The 20,408-nt window shown below is 52.3% G+C and carries 21 protein-coding genes; 12 read left to right on the forward strand and 9 right to left on the reverse strand.

Going from position 1 to position 20,408, the window contains the following annotated elements:
- Positions 1–116: 116 nt before the first annotated feature.
- The gene (locus WC7_RS12495; RefSeq protein ID WP_016153363.1) at positions 117–371 is read right to left on the reverse strand and encodes a GlsB/YeaQ/YmgE family stress response membrane protein; all 255 of its coding nucleotides are present in this window, start codon (positions 369–371) and stop codon (positions 117–119) included.
- A gap of 200 nt (positions 372–571) precedes the next feature.
- Between WC7_RS12495 and ycgR the strand changes: the two genes are divergently transcribed.
- A complete protein-coding gene (ycgR, locus tag WC7_RS12490; protein WP_016153364.1) occupies positions 572–1,306 on the forward strand; it encodes a flagellar brake protein YcgR in 735 nt (244 codons plus the stop codon).
- Positions 1,307–1,317: 11 nt separating this feature from the next.
- On the opposite strand, the gene emtA is transcribed toward ycgR, so the two are convergent.
- Positions 1,318–1,929 (reverse strand): membrane-bound lytic murein transglycosylase EmtA, encoded by a 612-nt coding sequence (gene emtA / locus WC7_RS12485; protein WP_016153365.1) that lies wholly within the window; start codon positions 1,927–1,929, stop codon positions 1,318–1,320.
- A gap of 98 nt (positions 1,930–2,027) precedes the next feature.
- Between emtA and ldcA the strand changes: the two genes are divergently transcribed.
- Positions 2,028–2,942 carry a muramoyltetrapeptide carboxypeptidase gene (ldcA, locus tag WC7_RS12480; RefSeq protein WP_016153366.1) on the forward strand — a complete coding sequence of 305 codons (915 nt, stop codon included), beginning with the start codon at positions 2,028–2,030 and terminating at the stop codon, positions 2,940–2,942.
- A gap of 97 nt (positions 2,943–3,039) precedes the next feature.
- On the forward strand, positions 3,040–4,779 hold the full coding sequence (locus WC7_RS12475) for a potassium/proton antiporter (RefSeq protein ID WP_016153367.1): 1,740 nt from the start codon (positions 3,040–3,042) through the stop codon (positions 4,777–4,779).
- A 107-nt stretch (positions 4,780–4,886) separates the two neighbouring features.
- Here the strand turns inward: WC7_RS12475 and dadX are convergent, their stop codons facing one another.
- Positions 4,887–5,957 (reverse strand): catabolic alanine racemase DadX, encoded by a 1,071-nt coding sequence (dadX, locus tag WC7_RS12470; protein WP_016153368.1) that lies wholly within the window; start codon positions 5,955–5,957, stop codon positions 4,887–4,889.
- A gap of 12 nt (positions 5,958–5,969) precedes the next feature.
- Positions 5,970–7,268 (reverse strand): D-amino acid dehydrogenase, encoded by a 1,299-nt coding sequence (locus WC7_RS12465; RefSeq protein ID WP_016153369.1) that lies wholly within the window; start codon positions 7,266–7,268, stop codon positions 5,970–5,972.
- A 322-nt stretch (positions 7,269–7,590) separates the two neighbouring features.
- Here WC7_RS12465 and WC7_RS12460 point away from each other — a divergent pair, with 322 nt between their 5' ends.
- Positions 7,591–9,123 (forward strand): SpoVR family protein, encoded by a 1,533-nt coding sequence (locus tag WC7_RS12460; protein WP_003833557.1) that lies wholly within the window; start codon positions 7,591–7,593, stop codon positions 9,121–9,123.
- 75 nt (positions 9,124–9,198) lie between these two features.
- Here the strand turns inward: WC7_RS12460 and fadR are convergent, their stop codons facing one another.
- Positions 9,199–9,918 (reverse strand): fatty acid metabolism transcriptional regulator FadR, encoded by a 720-nt coding sequence (fadR, locus tag WC7_RS12455; RefSeq protein WP_016153370.1) that lies wholly within the window; start codon positions 9,916–9,918, stop codon positions 9,199–9,201.
- A gap of 236 nt (positions 9,919–10,154) precedes the next feature.
- On the opposite strand from fadR, the gene nhaB reads away from it, so the two are divergent.
- The 3 genes from nhaB (at position 10,155) to WC7_RS12440 (ending at position 12,823) form a co-directional block, all read left to right on the forward strand.
- Positions 10,155–11,699: a Na(+)/H(+) antiporter NhaB gene (gene nhaB / locus WC7_RS12450; RefSeq protein ID WP_016153371.1), complete on the forward strand. Its 1,545-nt coding sequence runs from the start codon at positions 10,155–10,157 to the stop codon at positions 11,697–11,699.
- A 141-nt stretch (positions 11,700–11,840) separates the two neighbouring features.
- A complete protein-coding gene (gene dsbB / locus WC7_RS12445) occupies positions 11,841–12,371 on the forward strand; it encodes a disulfide bond formation protein DsbB (protein ID WP_003844060.1) in 531 nt (176 codons plus the stop codon).
- Between the two features lie 110 nt (positions 12,372–12,481).
- Entirely contained in the window at positions 12,482–12,823 is a 342-nt protein-coding gene (locus tag WC7_RS12440) for a TehB family protein (protein WP_016153372.1), read from the forward strand.
- 29 nt (positions 12,824–12,852) lie between these two features.
- Here WC7_RS12440 and WC7_RS12435 read toward each other — a convergent pair whose 3' ends face one another.
- The 3 genes from WC7_RS12435 to WC7_RS12425 all read right to left on the reverse strand — a co-directional run bounded on the left by WC7_RS12435 (position 12,853) and on the right by WC7_RS12425 (position 14,414).
- The gene (locus WC7_RS12435; RefSeq protein WP_016153373.1) at positions 12,853–13,299 is read right to left on the reverse strand and encodes a YcgN family cysteine cluster protein; all 447 of its coding nucleotides are present in this window, start codon (positions 13,297–13,299) and stop codon (positions 12,853–12,855) included.
- Positions 13,300–13,391: 92 nt separating this feature from the next.
- Positions 13,392–14,051 (reverse strand): fumarylacetoacetate hydrolase family protein, encoded by a 660-nt coding sequence (locus WC7_RS12430; protein WP_016153374.1) that lies wholly within the window; start codon positions 14,049–14,051, stop codon positions 13,392–13,394.
- A 69-nt stretch (positions 14,052–14,120) separates the two neighbouring features.
- Positions 14,121–14,414, reverse strand: coding sequence for a YcgL domain-containing protein (locus tag WC7_RS12425; RefSeq protein WP_016153375.1), 294 nt, complete (start codon positions 14,412–14,414; stop codon positions 14,121–14,123).
- Positions 14,415–14,540: 126 nt separating this feature from the next.
- Between WC7_RS12425 and minC the strand changes: the two genes are divergently transcribed.
- Genes minC through minE form a run of 3 tightly spaced genes read left to right on the forward strand, consistent with a single transcriptional unit; the run spans position 14,541 to position 16,354 of the window.
- Positions 14,541–15,248: a septum site-determining protein MinC gene (gene minC / locus WC7_RS12420; RefSeq protein ID WP_016153376.1), complete on the forward strand. Its 708-nt coding sequence runs from the start codon at positions 14,541–14,543 to the stop codon at positions 15,246–15,248.
- Positions 15,249–15,271: 23 nt separating this feature from the next.
- The gene (gene minD, locus WC7_RS12415; protein ID WP_003020956.1) at positions 15,272–16,084 is read left to right on the forward strand and encodes a septum site-determining protein MinD; all 813 of its coding nucleotides are present in this window, start codon (positions 15,272–15,274) and stop codon (positions 16,082–16,084) included.
- A gap of 3 nt (positions 16,085–16,087) precedes the next feature.
- Complete coding sequence (gene minE, locus WC7_RS12410) at positions 16,088–16,354, forward strand: cell division topological specificity factor MinE (RefSeq protein ID WP_001185666.1); 267 nt, start codon at positions 16,088–16,090, stop codon at positions 16,352–16,354.
- Positions 16,355–16,439: 85 nt separating this feature from the next.
- Here the strand turns inward: minE and WC7_RS12405 are convergent, their stop codons facing one another.
- Complete coding sequence (locus tag WC7_RS12405; RefSeq protein ID WP_016153377.1) at positions 16,440–17,357, reverse strand: LysR family transcriptional regulator; 918 nt, start codon at positions 17,355–17,357, stop codon at positions 16,440–16,442.
- A 103-nt stretch (positions 17,358–17,460) separates the two neighbouring features.
- Here WC7_RS12405 and WC7_RS12400 point away from each other — a divergent pair, with 103 nt between their 5' ends.
- On the forward strand, positions 17,461–18,543 hold the full coding sequence (locus WC7_RS12400) for a tartrate dehydrogenase (protein ID WP_016153378.1): 1,083 nt from the start codon (positions 17,461–17,463) through the stop codon (positions 18,541–18,543).
- A 255-nt stretch (positions 18,544–18,798) separates the two neighbouring features.
- Complete coding sequence (locus tag WC7_RS12395; RefSeq protein WP_016153380.1) at positions 18,799–20,400, forward strand: BCCT family transporter; 1,602 nt, start codon at positions 18,799–18,801, stop codon at positions 20,398–20,400.
- Positions 20,401–20,408: the final 8 nt, after the last annotated feature.

Below are 20,408 nucleotides of genomic sequence, written 5' to 3' on the forward strand. Positions count from 1 at the left end.
AACGTAGCAATACACCGGAGGCAACAGATTCGTTACCTCCGAATGTGCCACTCTCCGTTGTCGCTACGGCCACTCATCGTTACCTGACAAGCATTACCCCGTCAGGGGCCGTTCTATTAATCTCGTCGTACAAGCCGAAAGACACCCAGCACAACAATCGCGCCGACCACGGCCACCAGGAAGCTGTGGAGATTAAACCCGCTGATATCGCCGCCGATACCGAACATTGTAGCCAGCCATCCACCGACCACAGCACCGATAATACCGAGAATGCAGGTCAGGATAAATCCACCGCCATCGCGCCCCGGCATAATCAGTTTGGCGATAACCCCCGCAATCAGACCAAAAATAATCCAGGTAATAATTCCCATTTCCAGGCCCTCTTTCCAGTGAACGCACGCGCAAGACATTCTTGCGCCAGCACGTTAAGTATAGGCAAGCCATCGCTACGTGCTTTTTCCCTCAGACTTAATTCATTGGGTTTGGTAAAAAATTTCATCCATTTGTATTAAGTTCCGTTGATTGATGCCGATAATCCAACGATAAACCAGGCATCCAGGAGTCATTAGGTGTGAGTAACTACAATGAGCAGTTCCTGAAGCAAAATCCGTTAGCGGTGTTAGGCGTACTCCGGGACTTAAATTCGCAGCAGGTTCCGCTGCGTATCTCCTGGTCAGGTGGCCAGTTCATCAGCAAAATACTGGCGGTCAGCCCGGACGAACTGATCATGGATTTTGGTAGTCAGGAATATGAAAACCAGGCCGTGCAGCGGGCCAATCAAATTACGATTATCGCCGAAACGCAGGGAGCCAAAGTGGAGTTCACCCTGCCACAGCTGAAAAAAGGCGAATACCAGCGGCTACCCGCATTTATCTCATCATTGCCGCCATCTCTGTGGTTCGTCCAGCGTCGGGAATATTTTCGTATCGGTGCTCCACTGCATCCCCCCTATCGCTGCACGGTAAAAATGCCGGATAACAGCACGCTGTGTTTTCGCCTATTCGATTTGTCTCTTGGCGGTATGGGCGGGCTGTTAGAAACGGCAAAACCAGAGGGACTGGTAGAAGGCATGCGCTTTTCACAGGTTGAACTGAACATGGAGCAATGGGGAGTGTATCAGGTTGACGCCCAGCTAATTTCCATTAGCGAACGCAAAGTTATCGACGGGAAAAACGAAACAATTACCACTCCCCGCCTGAGCTTTCGTTTTCTCAACGTCGGCCCGGCGGTGGAGCGTAACCTACAGCGGATTATTTTTTCCCTCGAGCGCGAGGCCCGGGAAAAGTCGAATAAGGTTCGCGATTAGCATCAACTGAATTACATCACATCCAGCGCTTGTTGAAGCTTCCAGATATAGCGCGGAGCCTGCGGCGCCGGATGATTATCAGCAACATGTTCAATAAATTCATCCGGGCTGAGATCGTTTATCTTATTAATGGCTTTTTTCCTGTCGGAGGAGAACGTTCGCAGCAGCGCGCCCGCACCGTTGGCGTACGATACCACCAGCGCATATTGCATCACCTGCGGATCTTCGATCCCGGCCAGCGGCCCGGTCTCAAGAATGCTCAGGTATGCGGCCCCCATCGAGATATTGCGCTCAGGATTTTTCAGCTCGCTGGTCGACGGCTCGCCACTCCACCCCATGCGACGATAAACATCACGCCCTGACGTCGAGGCTTTTAACTGCATCAGGCCAATCGCATTAGACTTACTGACCGCATTCGGGTTTCCACCTGATTCAATGGCGATGATCGCGGTAATCAATTGTGGACTGACACCCCAGGCCGCACCGGCTTTTTCGCTGATCGGCATCCATTGCATTGCGCGTTTAACCGGAACTTCAGCATTCCACGGCGGATTTTTGTAATCCTGTTTTGAACTACAGCCCGCAAGTAATACAACCAAAAAAGCAAACCATCTCAATTTCACGTCATCTATCCTTATAGCCGGAACCTGTCGCTGAGGTGACAACGACATACCTACGCGGCATGATATACATTTGGTTTTAGTTGTAGCAAGGAAATGCCATGTCCCGGTTTCACTTAATTGCCCCGTCGGGCTACTGTATCAACCAGCAGGCTGCCTTACGCGGGCTGGCGCGTCTTACTGAGGCCGGTCATCAGGTCGACAATTCAGCGGTCATTGCGCGCCGCTGCCAGCGTTTTGCGGGTACAGAAGCAGAACGGCTTGCTGATGTGAACGCGCTCGTAAATCTGAACACGCCCGATACCATTGTGATGGCAGTACGCGGCGGCTATGGCGCGAGCCGTTTACTGGCAGATATTGACTGGCAGGCGCTGGCGGTCCGTCAGCAACACAACCCGCTACTGCTGTGCGGACACAGCGATTTTACCGCGATCCAGTGTGGTCTACTGGCGCAGGGGAATGTGATTAGCTTCAGCGGCCCGATGCTGGCGGCTAACTTTGGCGCCGAGGAGATGAACGCATTTACCGAGCACCATTTTTGGCAGGCTGTTCGCAATGCCCAATTTACCCTCGAGTGGCAAGGTCACGGTCCGGCATGTGCGACCGAAGGTACGCTATGGGGCGGAAATCTGGCGATGCTCATTTCTCTGATGGGCACGCCGTGGATGCCCGCTATCGAAAACGGCATTTTGGTGCTGGAAGACATTAACGAGCATCCTTTTCGCATTGAACGCATGCTGCTGCAACTGTATCACGCAGGAATACTGGCCCGACAAAACGCCATTATCCTCGGCAGTTTTAGCGGCAGCGCACCTAATGATTACGACGCGGGTTACAGTCTTGACTCAGTTTGTGATTTTCTACGCGCCAGGTTATCGGTTCCGTTGATCGACGGCCTCGATTTTGGTCATGAACAACGCACCGTCACCTTGCCGTTGGGGGCAAGAGCGGTACTGAAAAATGATAAAAACGGCGCTCAGCTCACCTTAAGTGGGCATCCGGTACTTAAATCGTAAAAAAAGCGGTTAACAGGGCTAAGTAAAACGCTGTTTCTGTCGTTATTATGTTAGGGTTTATAAATACGAAACAGCGTAATTCAGGAGTAACCGAACGTTGGATGCCGCAGCAATAATTAGCCTTTTTATTTTGGGTTCCGTACTCGTCACCTGCAGTATCTTACTCAGTTCATTCTCATCACGTCTTGGTATCCCTATTCTGGTGATATTTCTCGCTATCGGTATGTTAGCGGGAGTCGACGGCGTGGGCGGTATTCCTTTCGATAACTACCCTTTCGCCTATATGGTGAGTAACCTGGCGCTGGCGGTTATCCTGCTCGACGGCGGGATGCGCACCCAGGCCAGCTCATTTCGTGTCGCGTTAGGCCCGGCGCTGTCGCTGGCGACCGTCGGGGTGCTGATTACCTCCGGACTCACTGGCATGATGGCCGCGTGGCTGTTTCATCTGGATCTTATCGAAGGACTCCTGATTGGCGCGATTGTCGGTTCAACCGATGCCGCGGCGGTTTTTTCCCTGCTCGGCGGCAAGGGGCTTAACGAACGTGTTGGCTCTACGCTGGAAATTGAATCCGGGAGTAATGACCCGATGGCGGTGTTTTTAACCATCACGCTTATCGCCATGATTCAAAATCACGAGACTGGATTAAGCTGGATGTTTGCGGTGCATATTATCCAGCAGTTCGGCTTAGGGATCATACTGGGTCTCGGTGGGGGCTACCTGCTTCAGCAAATGATTAACCGCATTTCACTGCCTGCCGGGCTTTATCCGCTATTGGCCTTAAGCGGTGGGATCCTGATTTTTGCCCTGACCACTGCACTGGAAGGCAGCGGTATTCTGGCGGTCTATCTGTGTGGTTTCCTGCTGGGTAATCGCCCCATCCGCAACCGATTTGGCATTCTGCAAAACTTCGACGGTCTGGCATGGCTGGCGCAAATCGCCATGTTCCTGGTGCTGGGACTGCTGGTTACGCCGTCCGACCTGCTGCCTATCGCGATCCCTGCGCTGATTTTGTCTGCATGGATGATATTCATTGCCCGTCCGCTGTCGGTCTTCGCCGGACTGCTGCCGTTTCGTGGCTTCAATCTGCGCGAGCGCATTTTCATCAGTTGGGTGGGCCTGCGCGGTGCAGTCCCCATCATCCTCGCCGTGTTCCCAATGATGGCGGGTCTGGAGAATGCGCGCCTGTTCTTTAACGTCGCGTTCTTCGTGGTTCTGATCTCGCTGCTGTTTCAGGGAACGTCGCTTTCCTGGGCCGCCAAAAAAGCCAAAGTGGTGGTTCCTCCCGTCGGCTGGCCCGTTTCGCGCATTGGTCTGGATATTCACCCGGAAAACCCCTGGGAGCAGTTTGTTTATCAGCTCAGCGCGGATAAGTGGTGTGTAGGAGCCGCGCTGCGTGACCTGCATATGCCGGAAGAGACGCGAATTGCCGCCCTGTTTCGGGACAACGTGCTGTTTCACCCATCCGGCAGTACGCGGCTGCGTGAAGGCGATGTTCTGTGCGTCATTGGCCGCGAGCGCGATCTCCCTGCTCTCGGCAAGCTGTTCAGCCAGTCGCCGCCGGTGTCGTTAGACCAGCGCTTCTTCGGTGATTTCATTCTCGAGGCCAGCGCAAAATATGCCGATGTGGCACTGATATATGGCCTGGAAGATGGCACAGAGTATCGTGATAAACAGCAAACGCTGGGTGAAATTGTCCAGCATCTGCTTGGCGCCGCGCCGGTCGTCGGTGACCAGGTTGAATTTGCTGGCATGATCTGGACGGTTGCTGAGAAAGAAGATAATGCGGTGCTGAAAGTCGGTGTTCGCGTTGCTGAAGATGAGGATGAGGCGCGTTGATGCTTTTTGCCGGGCGGCGGCAGCGCCTTGCCCGGTCTGCGCTCTGCGTCGCATAAACGGTGTAGCCGGATGAAACACATCAGCGTCGACATCCGGCTTCATATACGTTACACCGTCACAATCGGCACGCGCAGCGCCAGAGAACACATCAACTCGTAGCCCACCGTACCCGCTGCGCTGGCCACATCGTCAATTTTAATCTCTTTGCCCCACAGCTCTACCGGCGTCCCGATCCCCGCCTGCGGACACGGTGTCAGATCTACCGCCAGCATATCCATTGAGACCGTCCCTACCGTTGTAGTGCGTACGCCGTCCACCAGCACCGGCGTTCCGCTTGGCGCATGGCGCGGATAACCGTCTGCATACCCGGTCGCCACAATGCCAATACGCTGCTCGCCGCTGGCGGTATAGCGTCCCCCGTAGCCCACCCGATCTCCAGCTTTCAGCGTCTGTATGCCGATTATCTCGCTGCTCAGGGTCATGACCGGTTTCAGGCCGGTATTGGCGATGTCCCGCCACTGTCCCGAAGGTGATGCGCCATACAAAATAATGCCCGGGCGCACCCAATCATAATGTGCTTCAGGGTGCCACAGCGTGGCGGCCGAATTGGACAGCGACCGTCTGCACTCCAGCCCTTCTGTCGCCTGTGCAATCCGCGCCATAGCTTCCTGAATACCTTCCGGGTGCTCCGCATCTGCAAAGTGGGACATCAGCGTCATTTCACCGACGTTGGGCATTGCCCGCAGCTGTTGCCAGACCGTTGATACTCTTTCCGGTAAAAAACCCAGTCGGTTCATACCGCTGTTCACCTTCAGGTAAACATCCAGCGGCGCGTTGAGGCGCGCATTCTGCAACGCTTTTAATTGCCAGTTACTGTGTACACAGGTGGTCAAACGATATTTGTCATACACCACCAGGTCTTCGGCGTGGAAAAATCCCTCCAGCATGAGTATCGGGCCTTTCCATCCGCGCTCACGCAGGGTTATCGCTTCTTCAAGATTGAGCATGGCAAAACCGTCGGTTGTGCCCAGCGCATTCCAGACACGTTCAATGCCGTGTCCGTATGCATTGGCTTTCACCACCGACCAGACGCGGGCGTCCGGCGCGGCCTGGCGGGTAATGGTCAGGTTTTGTTTCAACGCCTGCAGGTCAATGCTGGCCAGTATCGGGCGAGTCATCTCACGTCCTTATCAGTTATGTGCGCCATGTAAATGCCGTGGACGAGATGGGGTAAACCCCGGGCTGTAACGCGCCACGCTCAGATCGTCGTAAGGAATGGCTGGTGTGCGGCCAGACAGAATGTCGCTCAGCAACTGACCCGAACCGCAAGCCATGGTCCAGCCCAGCGTGCCGTGGCCGGTATTAAGCAGTAGATTCTTAAAGCGCGTTCGCCCGATCACTGGCGTACCGTCCGGCGTCATCGGACGCAGCCCGGTCCAGAAGGTTGCCTGCTCCACATGCCCACCGCGTGGGAAGAGATCGCGAACGACCATCTCCAGCGTTTCACGGCGGGGTTGCAGCAATTCCGTATTGAAGCCGACAATCTCCGCCATGCCGCCAACGCGAATACGGTTATCAAAGCGGGTAATGGCGATTTTGTAGGTTTCATCAAGGATCGTTGAAACCGGCGCGCCGTCATCTTGCGCCACCGGAATGGTCAATGAATAGCCTTTGAGCGGATAGACCGGAATATCAACGATCCCCTTCAGCATCGCCGTAGAATACGAGCCGAATGCCATCACATAGGCATCGGCTTTGATTATCTCCTCGCCACACTGAACGCCATAAATCTGCTCACCATCGCTCAACAGCTTATCGACCGGAGTATTAAAGCGAAATTTCACACCCGCCTGCTCCGCCATCAGCGCCAGACGCTGGGTAAACAGCTGGCAGTCACCCGTTTCGTCATTCGGTAAACGCAGACCGCCGGTCAGCTTGTGTGCCACTTCCGCCAGCGCCGGTTCAACTTCCGCCAGACGGCTTGCTTCCAGGAGCTGATACGGCACGCCGGCGTCTTCGAGGACGGCGATGTCGCGGGTCGCGTTCTCATACTGTTGAGCGGTACGGAACAGTTGCAACGTTCCACCCTGGCGTCCTTCGTACTCGATACCGGTAGAGGCGCGTAGCGCTTTCAGGCAATCACGGCTGTATTCCGCCAGTCGCACCATCCGGCCCTTGTTTTCCATGTAATGGCTGGTGTCGCAGTTGCGTAGCATCTGCCACATCCATTTCAACTGGAACTGCGTCCCGTCGAGTCGAACGGCCAGCGGCGCATGGCGCTGAAACATCCATTTAATTGCTTTAAGCGGTACGCCTGGCGCCGCCCAGGGTGCTGCATAACCTGGAGAGATTTGCCCCGCGTTCGCCGCACTGGTTTCCAGTGCCGGACCGGGCTCACGATCAATGACGGTGACATCGTGTCCAGCCTGACTTAAGTACCAGGCGCTGGTCACGCCAACGACACCACTTCCCAGTATGACAACTCGCATAGCCACTCCGTTAACAGTAAAAGAACAATCATCTAATTACATCTTGATAACTCAGTTGAAAATATTATTCAACATATGGCTTTTTTATGGTGACTTATCTCACATATGGCGGTGATGGCGGGGAACTCCCTGCTTTGGTATCTCCTGCTGTGCGTTATTTTTATCCAGCATAAAATTTTGCGGCTATACCGTTTTTCGACGCCTCGCTAACAAGAAATCGCAAAGAAAAAAATTCAGCCGCAGCACGTTTTTTAACACCATGATCTATGCTTGAAATGAGGTACTCCAGACAGAGAGTGCCGCCAACAATGAGGGTGCGCGAATGGCTACGATTGATTCCATGAACAAGGACAGCACACGGTTAAGCGATGGACCCGACTGGACGTTTGATCTGCTGGATGTCTATCTGGCGGAAATAGACCGCGTGGCGAAACTCTACAGACTGGATACCTACCCGCACCAAATCGAGGTGATCACCTCCGAACAAATGATGGACGCTTACTCCAGCGTCGGGATGCCAATCAACTATCCTCACTGGTCGTTTGGTAAAAAATTTATTGAAACCGAGCGTTTGTATAAACATGGTCAGCAGGGGCTGGCCTATGAGATTGTTATCAACTCCAATCCGTGTATCGCGTATCTGATGGAGGAGAACACCATCACCATGCAGGCGTTGGTGATGGCGCATGCCTGCTACGGACATAACTCCTTCTTTAAAAACAACTATTTGTTCCGTAGCTGGACGGATGCCAGCTCCATCGTTGATTACCTGATCTTCGCGCGAAACTATATTACCCAGTGTGAAGAGCGTTACGGCGTGGATGAAGTCGAAAAGCTCCTCGACTCCTGTCACGCGCTGATGAACTACGGCGTGGATCGTTACAAACGCCCGCAAAAAATCTCCCTACAGGAAGAGAAAGCCCGACAGAAAAGCCGTGAAGAGTATCTGCAAAGCCAGGTAAATATGTTGTGGCGTACGCTGCCGAAGAAAGAGGAAGAGAAAACCGTTGCGGAAGCCCGACGTTATCCTTCTGAACCGCAGGAGAATCTGCTGTATTTCATGGAGAAGAACGCCCCGCTGCTGGAATCCTGGCAACGCGAAGTGCTGCGCATTGTGCGCAAGGTCAGCCAGTATTTTTATCCGCAGAAACAGACGCAGGTGATGAACGAAGGGTGGGCCACTTTCTGGCATTACACCATCCTTAATCACCTTTATGACGAAGGTAAAGTCACCGAACGGTTTATGCTGGAGTTTTTACATAGCCATACCAACGTGGTATTCCAGCCGCCGTACAACAGCCCGTGGTATAGCGGCATAAACCCCTATGCCCTGGGTTTTGCCATGTTCCAGGATATTAAACGAATTTGTCAGTCGCCTACCGAAGAGGACAAATACTGGTTCCCGGATATAGCGGGTTCTGACTGGCTGGAAACCCTGCATTTCGCGATGCGCGATTTCAAAGATGAGAGCTTCATCAGCCAGTTTCTGTCACCGAAGGTTATGCGTGATTTTCGCCTGTTCACCGTGCTTGATGACGATCGTCATAATTATCTGGAGATTTCCGCGATTCACAACGAGGAAGGATATCGTGAGATCCGCAACAGGCTGTCGTCGCAATATAACCTGAGCAACCTTGAGCCGAATATTCAAATCTGGAATGTCGATCTGCGCGGCGACCGCTCGCTCACCTTGCGCTATATTCCGCATAACCGCGCTCCGCTGGATAAAGGACGCAAAGAGGTGCTCAAGCATGTGCACCGGCTCTGGGGTTTTGACGTGATGCTGGAGCAGCAGAATGAAGACGGCAGTGTGGAACTGCTGGAGCGTTGCCCGCCGAGGATGAACGGTCTGTAAATCTTATTGCCGGATGGCGACGCGAAAACGTCTTATCCGGCCTACAATGCATTTCGTAGGCCGGATAAGGTGCGATTAGCGCCCCTGAATAGCTAAATCGCCCGGCAGGTTTTTCTGCATACGATGCCAAATCTCGCCGCTGTCGTGACCATAGCGACGCACCGTTTCATATACCTGCTCATGAGCACCCTGATCACAAAGTTCTGACAGCTTACGGTAAAAGCTCAGCGCCAGCGCGCGGGCTTCCGGATTGGCGAAATAATGGCGGCCAATACGGGTATATAATCCCTTCATTCCATTGAGGATCAAACCGTAAATCGGATTGCCAGAGGCAAATGCCAGACCGCGGAAAATGTTATAGTCCAGATCGGCGAACGCATCAGCATGGTCGGCCACCTGATTTGCCGTTGCCAGAACCTCCTGCGCTTTATCAGGATGCTGGCGAAACGCGGTACGAACAAAGATCGTCGAGATGTTAGTACGCACGGACAGCAGATTATCAATAAGCTGCGGCACGCTCTCGTGATCGAGACGCGCCAGCGTTTCAAGGATATTTAGCCCGGAGGTTTCCCAGAAGTTATTCACCTTCGTCGGCTTGCCGTGTTGAATGGTCAACCAGCCGTCCCGCGCCAGACGCTGTAATACCTCGCGTAACGTGGTACGTGTCACTCCAATCAGTTCAGAGAGTTCACGTTCAGCAGGCAAAATAGTGCCAGGTGGGAAGCGGTTATTCCAGATACTTTCAATGATGTACTCTTCCGCGAACCCAGCCGGGCTTTGCGCCTTAATGACCATAGTGATAATTCCATTACACAGCAAAACATAGTTACAGTTATCATACCAGACGGGCTACATGGCTGATAGCTGACGCAATGAAGAAAAAGTGGATCAAGGCTTCATTTTCCAGATTACGCTGAAGCACAGCCAGCCTTGTCCGTCGCGTGAATAGCTTGCCTGTACTCCCTCCTCCCGCTAAGCTTTGCGGTCAAACATAAAAACATGATTTCATTTTTAAAGGTAGGGAAATCACCATGGAGCTATCATGGGGCCGCGCTATGTGGCGCAATTTTTTAGGTCAATCACCTGACTGGTACAAACTTGCACTACTCGTATTCTTAGTCGTTAACCCGGTTATATTTTTCATCAATCCCTTTATTGCGGGCTGGCTGTTGGTGGCCGAGTTCATTTTTACGCTGGCGATGGCGTTAAAATGTTACCCGCTGCTACCAGGCGGGCTACTAGCCATCGAGGCGGTCATCATCGGCATGACCAGCGCCACACATGTGCGTGAAGAGGTTGCCGCTAACCTTGAGGTGCTATTGCTGCTGATGTTTATGGTAGCTGGCATCTACTTTATGAAGCAGTTGCTGCTGTTTATTTTCACCCGCCTACTGCTTACGATTCGCTCCAAGATGCTGCTGTCGCTGGCATTTTGCGTTGCCGCTGCCTTCCTTTCTGCATTCCTGGATGCGCTGACCGTTGTTGCCGTGGTAATCAGCGTAGCGGTTGGTTTTTATGGTATTTACCATCGCTTCGCCTCTTCCCGCACGGAAGACAACAATATGCTCGATGATAGCCATATCGATCAGCACAATAAGGTCGTACTGGAGCAGTTCCGTGGTTTTCTGCGCAGCCTGATGATGCATGCGGGTGTCGGTACGGCGTTAGGCGGCGTAATGACTATGGTCGGCGAACCGCAAAACCTGATTATCGCCAAAGCGGCTGGTTGGCATTTTGGTGACTTTTTCCTGCGCATGTCGCCGGTTACCGTCCCGGTGCTGATTTGCGGCCTGTTAACCTGCATGCTGGTTGAGAAATTGCGCTGGTTTGGCTATGGCGAAACGCTGCCGGAGACCGTCCGCGATGTCCTGCAACAGTTTGACGATCAAAGCCGTCAGTTGCGTACTCGTCAGGAAAAAATCAAACTGATTGTCCAGGCGATTATCGGTATCTGGCTGGTGGTTGCCCTGGCCCTGCATCTGGCGGAAGTCGGATTAATCGGTCTGTCCGTCATTATCCTGGCCACGTCGTTGACCGGCGTTACTGACGAACACGCGATTGGTAAAGCGTTTACCGAGTCGCTGCCTTTCACCGCCCTGCTGACCGTGTTCTTCTCTATCGTTGCGGTGATTATCGATCAACAGCTCTTTTCACCGATTATTCAGTTTGTTTTGCAGTCTTCTGAACATGCTCAACTGACGCTGTTCTATCTCTTTAACGGCCTGCTGTCTTCTATCTCTGATAACGTGTTTGTCGGCACCATCTACATTAACGAAGCCAAAGCCGCGTTGGAACATGGGACCATCAGCCTTAACCAATTTGAGCTGTTAGCGGTGGCGATCAATACCGGGACTAACCTGCCTTCCGTTGCTACACCAAACGGCCAGGCGGCATTCCTGTTCCTGCTGACCTCTGCGCTGGCGCCATTAATTCGACTCTCTTATGGCCGCATGGTGTGGATGGCTCTGCCTTATACTCTCGTCCTGACGCTGGTTGGTCTGATATGCGTCGAGTTCACGCTTGTTCCGGTGACTGAGTGGATGACCCAGGCGGGCTGGTTAGCTACACTTTCATAACAATTTACCGGGTAAATCACTGCCCGGTTTGACTTTTTGCATGATAATTATCCGATTACTCAAATTTTCAATTCCTGCTAGTGGCGCATAAATTGAATTGGTTTAAACTGCGCTCTCTACGCATGTTGCAGGGAAATTATTATGTTGCGATTTTTAAACCAGTGCTCCCGAGGTCGTGGTGCATGGTTATTGTTGGCGTTAACCGCCTTTGCGCTGGAGCTTGTCGCGCTGTGGTTCCAGCACGTCATGCTGCTAAAACCTTGCGTGTTGTGTATTTACGAACGTAGCGCATTATTTGGCGTGATGGGCGCGGGGCTGGTGGGGGCTATCGCACCAAAAACGCCGCTGCGCTATGTGGCGATGATTATCTGGATTTACAGTGCCTGGCGCGGACTGCAGTTAGCGTATGAGCACACCATGATTCAGTTGCACCCATCACCGTTTATGACCTGTGATTTTGCCGCACGCTTCCCGAGCTGGCTGCCGCTGGACAAATGGCTGCCGCAGGTGTTTTTAGCATCCGGTGACTGTGCTGAACGACAGTGGTCTTTTTTAACCCTGGAAATGCCACAGTGGCTGTTGGGGATCTTCGCCGCTTACCTGGTGGTCGCCGTGCTGGTAGTCATAGCACAGCCGTTTAAACCGAAAAAACGTGACCTCTTCGGTCGCTAACAGAGACGCTCCTTCGGGAGCGTTTTTTTTGCCTTAAATTCATTGCCTGCTGGCATCTATAAGATGTATATTAAATACATCTTATAGATGCCACACCAAGGAGATGTCTGATGTCCCATTTACGCATCCCGGCAAACTGGAAAGTAAAACGCTCTACTCCCTTCTTTACCAAAGACAACGTCCCGGCAGCACTTCTTTCTCACCATAACACCGCAGCAGGCGTGTTTGGACAGCTCTGCGTAATGGAAGGTACGGTAACGTATTATGGCTTTGCCAATGAAGACGCAAAAGAACCTGAAGTGAAAGTGGTGATTAATGCCGGTCAGTTCGCGACCAGCCCACCGCAGTACTGGCATCGCGTTGAATTAAGCGACGATGCGCAATTCAACATTAACTTCTGGGTGGAAGATGACAACCACTCCGATGAGATGTATCAGGCGAAAAAGTCTTAACCCTTAACGCCTGCTAATCGATGGGCGGGTCAGTCCGCCCATGAAGGTTTGTTCAGGATATGATCCTGCCAGTCACGCACTTCCGACTCTTTCACCGCAATATGACGAACTGAGATACGTTCACCGTGCATCGCCGCTTTTGATCCTGTCAGCAACGGGTGCCACTCCGGCAGCCCTTTTCCTTCTGCGAGCAGACGATAGGCGCAGGTCATCGGCAACCATTCAAAAGTCGGCAGATTATCACGCGTCAGTTTGATGCAGTCAGGCTCGTACTCGAATCGACGTTCGTAATTACGACACTGGCAGGTTTTAATGTTGAGCTGACGACAGGCGACGTTGGTAAAGTAGATTTCGTCAGTGTCTTCATCCATCAGCTTATGCAGGCAGCATTGACCGCACCCGTCACATAATGACTCCCACTCGGCATCGGTCATTTCATCAAGGGTTTTACTTTGCCAGAAAGGTATGTCGCTCATCAGGGTTTCCGCTATTGCAATAAAGCTGCACCTTATAACCAGTCTGGCACGCTGATGCAAGTTTTGCCGCCCGAAAAGGCGGCAAGCAGAGATTACAGCACGCGGGTTGTTAGCGTTTGACCGTGAAAACTGATGGCCAGTTCGTCGCCGCTGCTTAAAGGTCCCACGCCTGCTGGCGTTCCCGTTAGCACCACATCGCCCGCTTTGAGGGTAAAGAAACGGCTCATATAAGCAATCAAGGGAACGATGTGATGGATCATGTCCGCCGTGGAGCCGTGCTGACGTGTTTCACCGTTGACCGTTAATCCAAGCATCGTATCCTGCGGGTCGCCATTAAATTCCGCCACCGGAATAAATCCAGACAGCGGGCAAGAGTTATCAAAACCCTTCGCTTTTTCCCATGGCTGCCCCGCCTTCTTCATTTTGCCCTGAATATCGCGCAGGGTCAGATCCAGCGCGACACCATAACCGGCGATGGCTTTGTGCACATGATCTTCTGTCGCTTGCCGCAGGGTCGCGCCAATTAGCACAGCCAGCTCAACTTCATGGTGGACAGACCCCATATCAGATGGGATCACCAGCGGCTGGCGCAAATCGCACAGCGCGGTTTCCGGTTTAATAAACAGAACCGGTTCTTCCGGGGGGGTTCCGCCCATCTCTTTAATATGGTTGGCATAGTTACTCCCTACGCAAACCACCTTACTCACCGGATAATCCAGCAGAGCACCATGCCAGTTGTGATGTTGATACATTACTTTCCCCTAACGTAGTCATAGATTTCAGGTACTGCATCGATGGAACGTGCTGCTGCTGGATGCAGTTTAACGTTTAGCGTCTGGTGTATTTTGTTTTGCCGCTGCCAGATGCTGTTTAAGTAAATCTTCTGGCGGCGGGGGTATTTGTAAATAATAGCCCTGCTCGGTCAGGGCCTGTTTTACTTTTTCAAGATCGGCATTAACTAATTTTTTACGCCCATCAAGCGGTAACATCATTGCCAGCGTCGGCTGACCAAATCCTCTCATCAGTTCTTCAGGAACGCGCGAGAAATCGTCTTTTTTTTCGACATATAAATAGGTCTGGTCACGTTTGCTGCTTCGGTAGATCACACAAAACATATCTTTTACTCTGAATTCACGGAATGGTGGCTTGCCTCAATATAATACTGACTATAACATGCCTTATAGTCTTCGGAATATCACCCCGCGCTGGGGATGATAAATAGCAAATTGAGTAAGGCCAGGATGTCAAACACGCCAATCGAGCTTAAAGGCAGTAGCTTCACCTTATCAGTGGTTCATTTACATGAAGCAGAACCCGAGGTTATTCGTCAGGCGTTGGAAGACAAAATCGCGCAGGCACCGGCTTTTTTAAAACATGCTCCCGTGGTGGTTAACGTGAGTGGTCTTGAAAGCCCGGTAAACTGGTCAGCGCTGCAGAAAGTGGTCGCGTCTACCGGATTGCGCATTATTGGCGTTAGCGGATGCAAAGACGCCAGACTAAAGGCAGAAATCGACGAAATGGGTCTTCCTTTACTGACTGAAGGTAAAGAAAAAGCTATTCGTCCTGCGCCTGTTGAGGTCCCGGCTCCCGTCGCTCCGCCGCAAAACGTTACTCCCATCACAAAAACACGATTAATAAATGTGCCGGTTCGTTCCGGTCAGCGCATTTATGCTCCACAATGTGATCTGATTGTTACAAGCCACGTCAGTGCGGGCGCAGAGCTTATCGCTGATGGCAATATTCATGTTTATGGAATGATGAGAGGCCGTGCGCTGGCAGGTGCAAGCGGCGATCGTGAAGCGCAAATTTTTTGTACCCATCTGACGGCAGAACTGGTGTCTATCGCAGGTGTTTATTGGCTGAGTGATAAAATCCCAGCAGAATTTTATGGCAAAGCGGCCCGTTTGCAATTAGCAGAGAACGCTTTGACAGTTCAACCGTTGAATTGATCCCTTTTTAACAAGGAATTTCTATGGCACGCATTATTGTTGTTACTTCGGGTAAAGGGGGCGTTGGCAAAACCACCTCCAGCGCGGCCATCGCTACAGGTTTGGCCCAGAAGGGAAAGAAAACTGTCGTTATTGATTTTGATATCGGCCTGCGTAACCTCGATCTGATTATGGGTTGTGAACGCCGCGTCGTTTACGACTTCGTCAACGTTATTCAGGGCGATGCGTCGTTAAATCAGGCGTTAATCAAAGATAAGCGTACCGAAAATCTCTTTATTCTTCCGGCCTCACAGACTCGCGATAAAGACGCGCTGACGCGTGAAGGCGTCGCGAAAGTTCTGGACGACCTGAAAACGATGGAATTCGATTTCATCGTCTGCGACTCCCCGGCGGGTATTGAAACCGGCGCGCTGATGGCCCTGTATTTTGCCGATGAAGCGATTATCACCACTAACCCGGAAGTCTCCTCTGTACGTGACTCTGACCGTATTCTGGGTATTCTGGCGTCGAAATCTCGTCGTGCGGAAAACGGTGAAGATCCGATTAAAGAGCATTTGTTGCTGACGCGCTACAACCCTGGCCGCGTAAATAAAGGTGACATGCTTAGCATGGAAGACGTACTGGAAATTCTGCGAATCAAGCTGGTTGGCGTGATTCCTGAAGATCAGTCAGTCCTGCGCGCGTCTAACCAGGGTGAGCCGGTTATTCTCGACATCAATGCTGATGCCGGTAAAGCCTATGCTGATACCGTAGACCGTCTGTTGGGAGAAGAACGTCCTTTCCGCTTCATTGAAGAAGAGAAGAAAGGTTTCCTCAAACGCCTGTTCGGAGGATAAGTTATGGCATTACTGGATTTTTTTCTCTCGCGGAAAAAGAGCACAGCGAACATCGCTAAAGAGCGACTGCAGATTATTGTTGCGGAACGTCGTCGTAGTGACGCCGAGCCACATTATTTACCGCAACTGAGGAAAGATATTCTCGAGGTTATCTGCAAGTATGTACAAATTGATCCCGAAATGGTCACCGTACAGCTTGAACAAAAAGACGGCGATATTTCTATCCTCGAACTTAACGTGACATTACCTGAAGCTGAAGAGTCTAAATAACGGCTTTGCTCAGTGAGTTATAGTTGCAAAAAAGGCAGATTATTCTGCCTTTTTTATTTTCAGTTTCTTGCCAACTGTTGCGGATTTATTCCAAAGTAAACTTTGGATAGTTTTCGGCAAAATAGCGGCGCAAATACTCAACCGTAATACGGATTTTTGCCGACGTCGCCAGCCGAGAAACATAAACCGCCCATATATTTGCTGGTTGATAATACTCGGGTAATACGTGTACCAGATGTCCACCGGCAATGTTGTCGCAAACGTCCCACCACGAACGCAGGGCAATTCCCTGCCCATCAAGACACCACTGATGTACCACTTCGCCATGATTAGACGACAGAGGCCCCGTAACTTTAATTGAGTGAGCGCCCTCTTTATTACGCATTTGCCAGATGCCAAACGGATGGTCGCGCTCTTTGATAACCAGACAAGGAAAAGTGGAGAGATCGTTGAGTTGCTTCGGCGTCCCGTGCTGCGCCACAAATTCCGGCGAGGCGCACAGAATACGGTAGTTAGTCGCCAGCTTGCGGGCAATCAGGTTTGGCGCGATATCATCCCCGATACGAATATCAAGATCGACGCCCTCATTCACCATATCCACCAGGCGGTCTTCAACATCGAACCTCAGTTCTAACTGCGGGTACGCTTTTGCCAGCGCAGACAGCGCCGGAGCCACCACCCGACGGCCAAAGCCAAAGCTACTAATAATGCGTAGCATCCCCTGCGGGATCTGCCTGGCATCAGACAACTCGTCCATCATCTGATCGACATCCTGCAGGATCCGCTGCGCCCATTCGTAGATCCGCTCCCCCTCTTCCGTGATGGTTACACGCCGCGTTGTCCGGTGCAGCAGCACCACGTTCAGCGTCTGCTCCAGCAGGGCTACTCGCTTACTGATAAAAGCCGGTGATACACCCAGTTCCTCGGCAACGGCGGCAAATCCTGCCCGACGGGCAACCAGCATAAAGACGCGTAAATCATTTAGCAGCGGCAGATTATTCATGATCTGTGTTTTATGTTTCACCAGTTAGGGGGATTAACTATTAATCAGTCAATTATAGGATAAGGGGAAAGTCAATTTTGATGGCGTACAAGTGAGAGCTGCTATGAAGAAAACCTGTCGTATTGCCGCTATCCCCGGAGATGGCATTGGTAAAGAAGTGCTGCCTGAAGGCATTCATGTGTTACAGGCAGCCGCCGAGCGTTGGGGGTTGTCGCTCAGCTTTGAGCAAATGGAATGGGCCAGCTGCGAGTACTACACCCATCACGGTAAAATGATGCCGGATGACTGGCATGAGCAGTTGCAATCCTTTGATGCTATCTATTTTGGCGCCGTTGGCTGGCCGGATACCGTACCGGACCACATCTCTTTATGGGGCTCGCTGCTTAAGTTTCGCCGCGAATTCGACCAGTACGTCAACCTACGTCCGGTACGCCTGTTCCCGGGAGTCCCTTGCCCACTGGCGGGCAAGCAGCCAGGCGACATTGATTTCTACGTCGTACGCGAGAACACCGAGGGAGAATACTCTTCTCTCGGCGGACGCGTGAGTGAAGGGACGGAACACGAGGTGGTTATCCAGGAGTCGGTCTTCACCCGTCGCGGCGTGGATCGTATATTGCGTTACGCTTTCGAGCTGGCGCAAAACCGCCCGCGCAAAACCCTGACCTCGGCGACCAAATCCAATGGTCTGGCCATCAGCATGCCTTACTGGGACGAGCGTGTTGAAGCAATGGCGGCTAACTATCCTGAGATCCGTTGGGATAAACAGCATATCGATATATTGTGTGCCCGCTTTGTGATGCAGCCGGAGCGCTTTGACGTTGTGGTTGCTTCCAACCTGTTCGGCGACATCCTCTCCGATCTGGGTCCGGCCTGTACCGGGACGATTGGCATCGCGCCTTCTGCCAACTTAAACCCGGAACGCACCTTCCCATCCCTGTTCGAGCCGGTGCATGGTTCGGCCCCCGATATTTACGGAAAAAACATCGCCAACCCGATTGCCACTATCTGGGCTGGCGCCATGATGCTGGACTTCCTTGGCAAGGGTGATGCCAACTATAAGGCTGCCCACGACGGTATTCTGGCGGCAATTGAGCACGTTATTGCCAGCGGCCCAAAAACGCCGGATATGAAAGGCAGCGCCACCACGCAACAGGTGGGTGAGGCCATCTGTCAGGCACTACGTTAGAGGTCAAACCACGAAATATGAGCCGCGTCACTGACGCGGCTTTTTTATGCGTTTTGTGGAGCCAATAACCTGCGCTAATTCACCTTTTATTATTTCCGTTCCGTGTTTTATTGCTTCACGCATCGGGCAATTGTTTAATTCATGTAAAGAACAAATAATAAAATTGTTAAACACAAAGTAACTCATTCTACCCCTACAGCATGATAACAACGACAGGCTAATGCCATACGCGGGCAACTGTGCCCAGGAGATCCCATGTTGAGCAACGTCAAGAAAAAAGACATGCCGCTGATAGCCATCAGCCTGGTGGCTATTCTTTTCATCGCCGCCACACTTAGTCTCTTCCCTCAGCAGTCTGCACAAGTCGCAAATACCCTTTTTAACGGCGTTACCCGGATGCTGGGTTCCGCCGTGCAGATCCTCGTTCTGATGGCTATGGGTCTGGTCGTCTGGCTGGCTACCAGTAAATACGGCAACATCCGTCTGGGAGAAGGTAAAGCGGAATACAGCACGCTCTCCTGGCTGTTTATGTTTATATGCGCCGGATTAGGCTCCTCCACGCTCTACTGGGGCGTTGCTGAGTGGGCCTATTATTACCAGACCCCGGGTCTGAATATCGCGCCGCACTCGCAAAAAGCGCTGGAATACAGCCTGCCTTACTCCTTTTTCCATTGGGGGATCAGCGCATGGGCGACCTACACGTTGGCCTCATTAACCATGGCCTACCACTTCCATGTGCGTAAAAACAAAGGACTGAGCCTGTCCGGGATTATCGCCGCCATTACCGGCGTGCATCCGCAGGGTGTCTGGGGGCGCCTGGTTGACCTGATGTTCCTGATCGCGACAGTTGGCGCGTTAACCATCTCTCTGGTCGTCACCGCCGCCACCTTTACCCGCGGTTTGTCTGCCCTAACGGGGTTACCGGATAACTTCACGGTGCAGGCGTTTGTGATCCTGTTCTCTGGCGGCATTTTCTGCCTGAGCTCCTGGATTGGCATCAATAACGGTTTGCAACGTCTGAGCAAAATGGTCGGCTGGGGGGCGTTTTTACTGCCGCTGCTGGTGCTGATCGTCGGCCCGACCGAGTTCATCACCAACAACATCATTAACGCCATCGGCCTGACGACACAAAACTTTTTGCAAATGAGCCTCTTCACCGACCCGCTTGGCAACGGTGAGTTCACCCGTAACTGGACGGTGTTCTACTGGCTGTGGTGGATCTCCTACACGCCGGGCGTGGCAATGTTTGTCACTCGCGTATCCCGTGGTCGCAAAATCAAAGAGGTTATCTGGGCATTAATCCTCGGTAGCACTGTTGGTTGCTGGTTCTTCTTTGGCGTGATGGAAAGCTACTCCATTCACCAGTTTGTGAACGGCGTGATCGACGTACCGCAGGTTATGGCGACGCTGGGTGGTGAGACAGCCGTACAGCAAGTGTTGATGTCGTTGCCTGCCGGGAAACTGTTTCTGGTGGCGTATCTGGCGATCATGATTATATTCCTCGCCTCACACATGGATGCTGTGGCCTACACCATGGCGGCCACCAGCACGCGCAACCTGCAGGAAGGGGAAGATCCGCAGCGCAGTCTTCGTCTGTTCTGGTGCGTGGTTATCACCCTGATCCCATTATCGATTTTGTTCACCGGCGCGTCACTGGAAACCATGAAGACCACGGTGGTTCTGACCGCTCTTCCATTCCTCGCCATCCTGTTGGTGAAGGTTGGCGGTTTTCTGCGCTGGGTACGGCAGGACTATGCCCACGTTCCTGCGCATCAAATTGAAAGTCATATTCCCGAAGCGCCAGTTGACGTCCCGGTCGCGCCACCGGCCGGGACACTACTCAAAGGCGACAATTAAGCGCCAGT

It is taken from the genome of Citrobacter sp. KTE151 (assembly GCF_000398845.1).
Lineage (GTDB): Bacteria > Pseudomonadota > Gammaproteobacteria > Enterobacterales > Enterobacteriaceae > Citrobacter > Citrobacter braakii.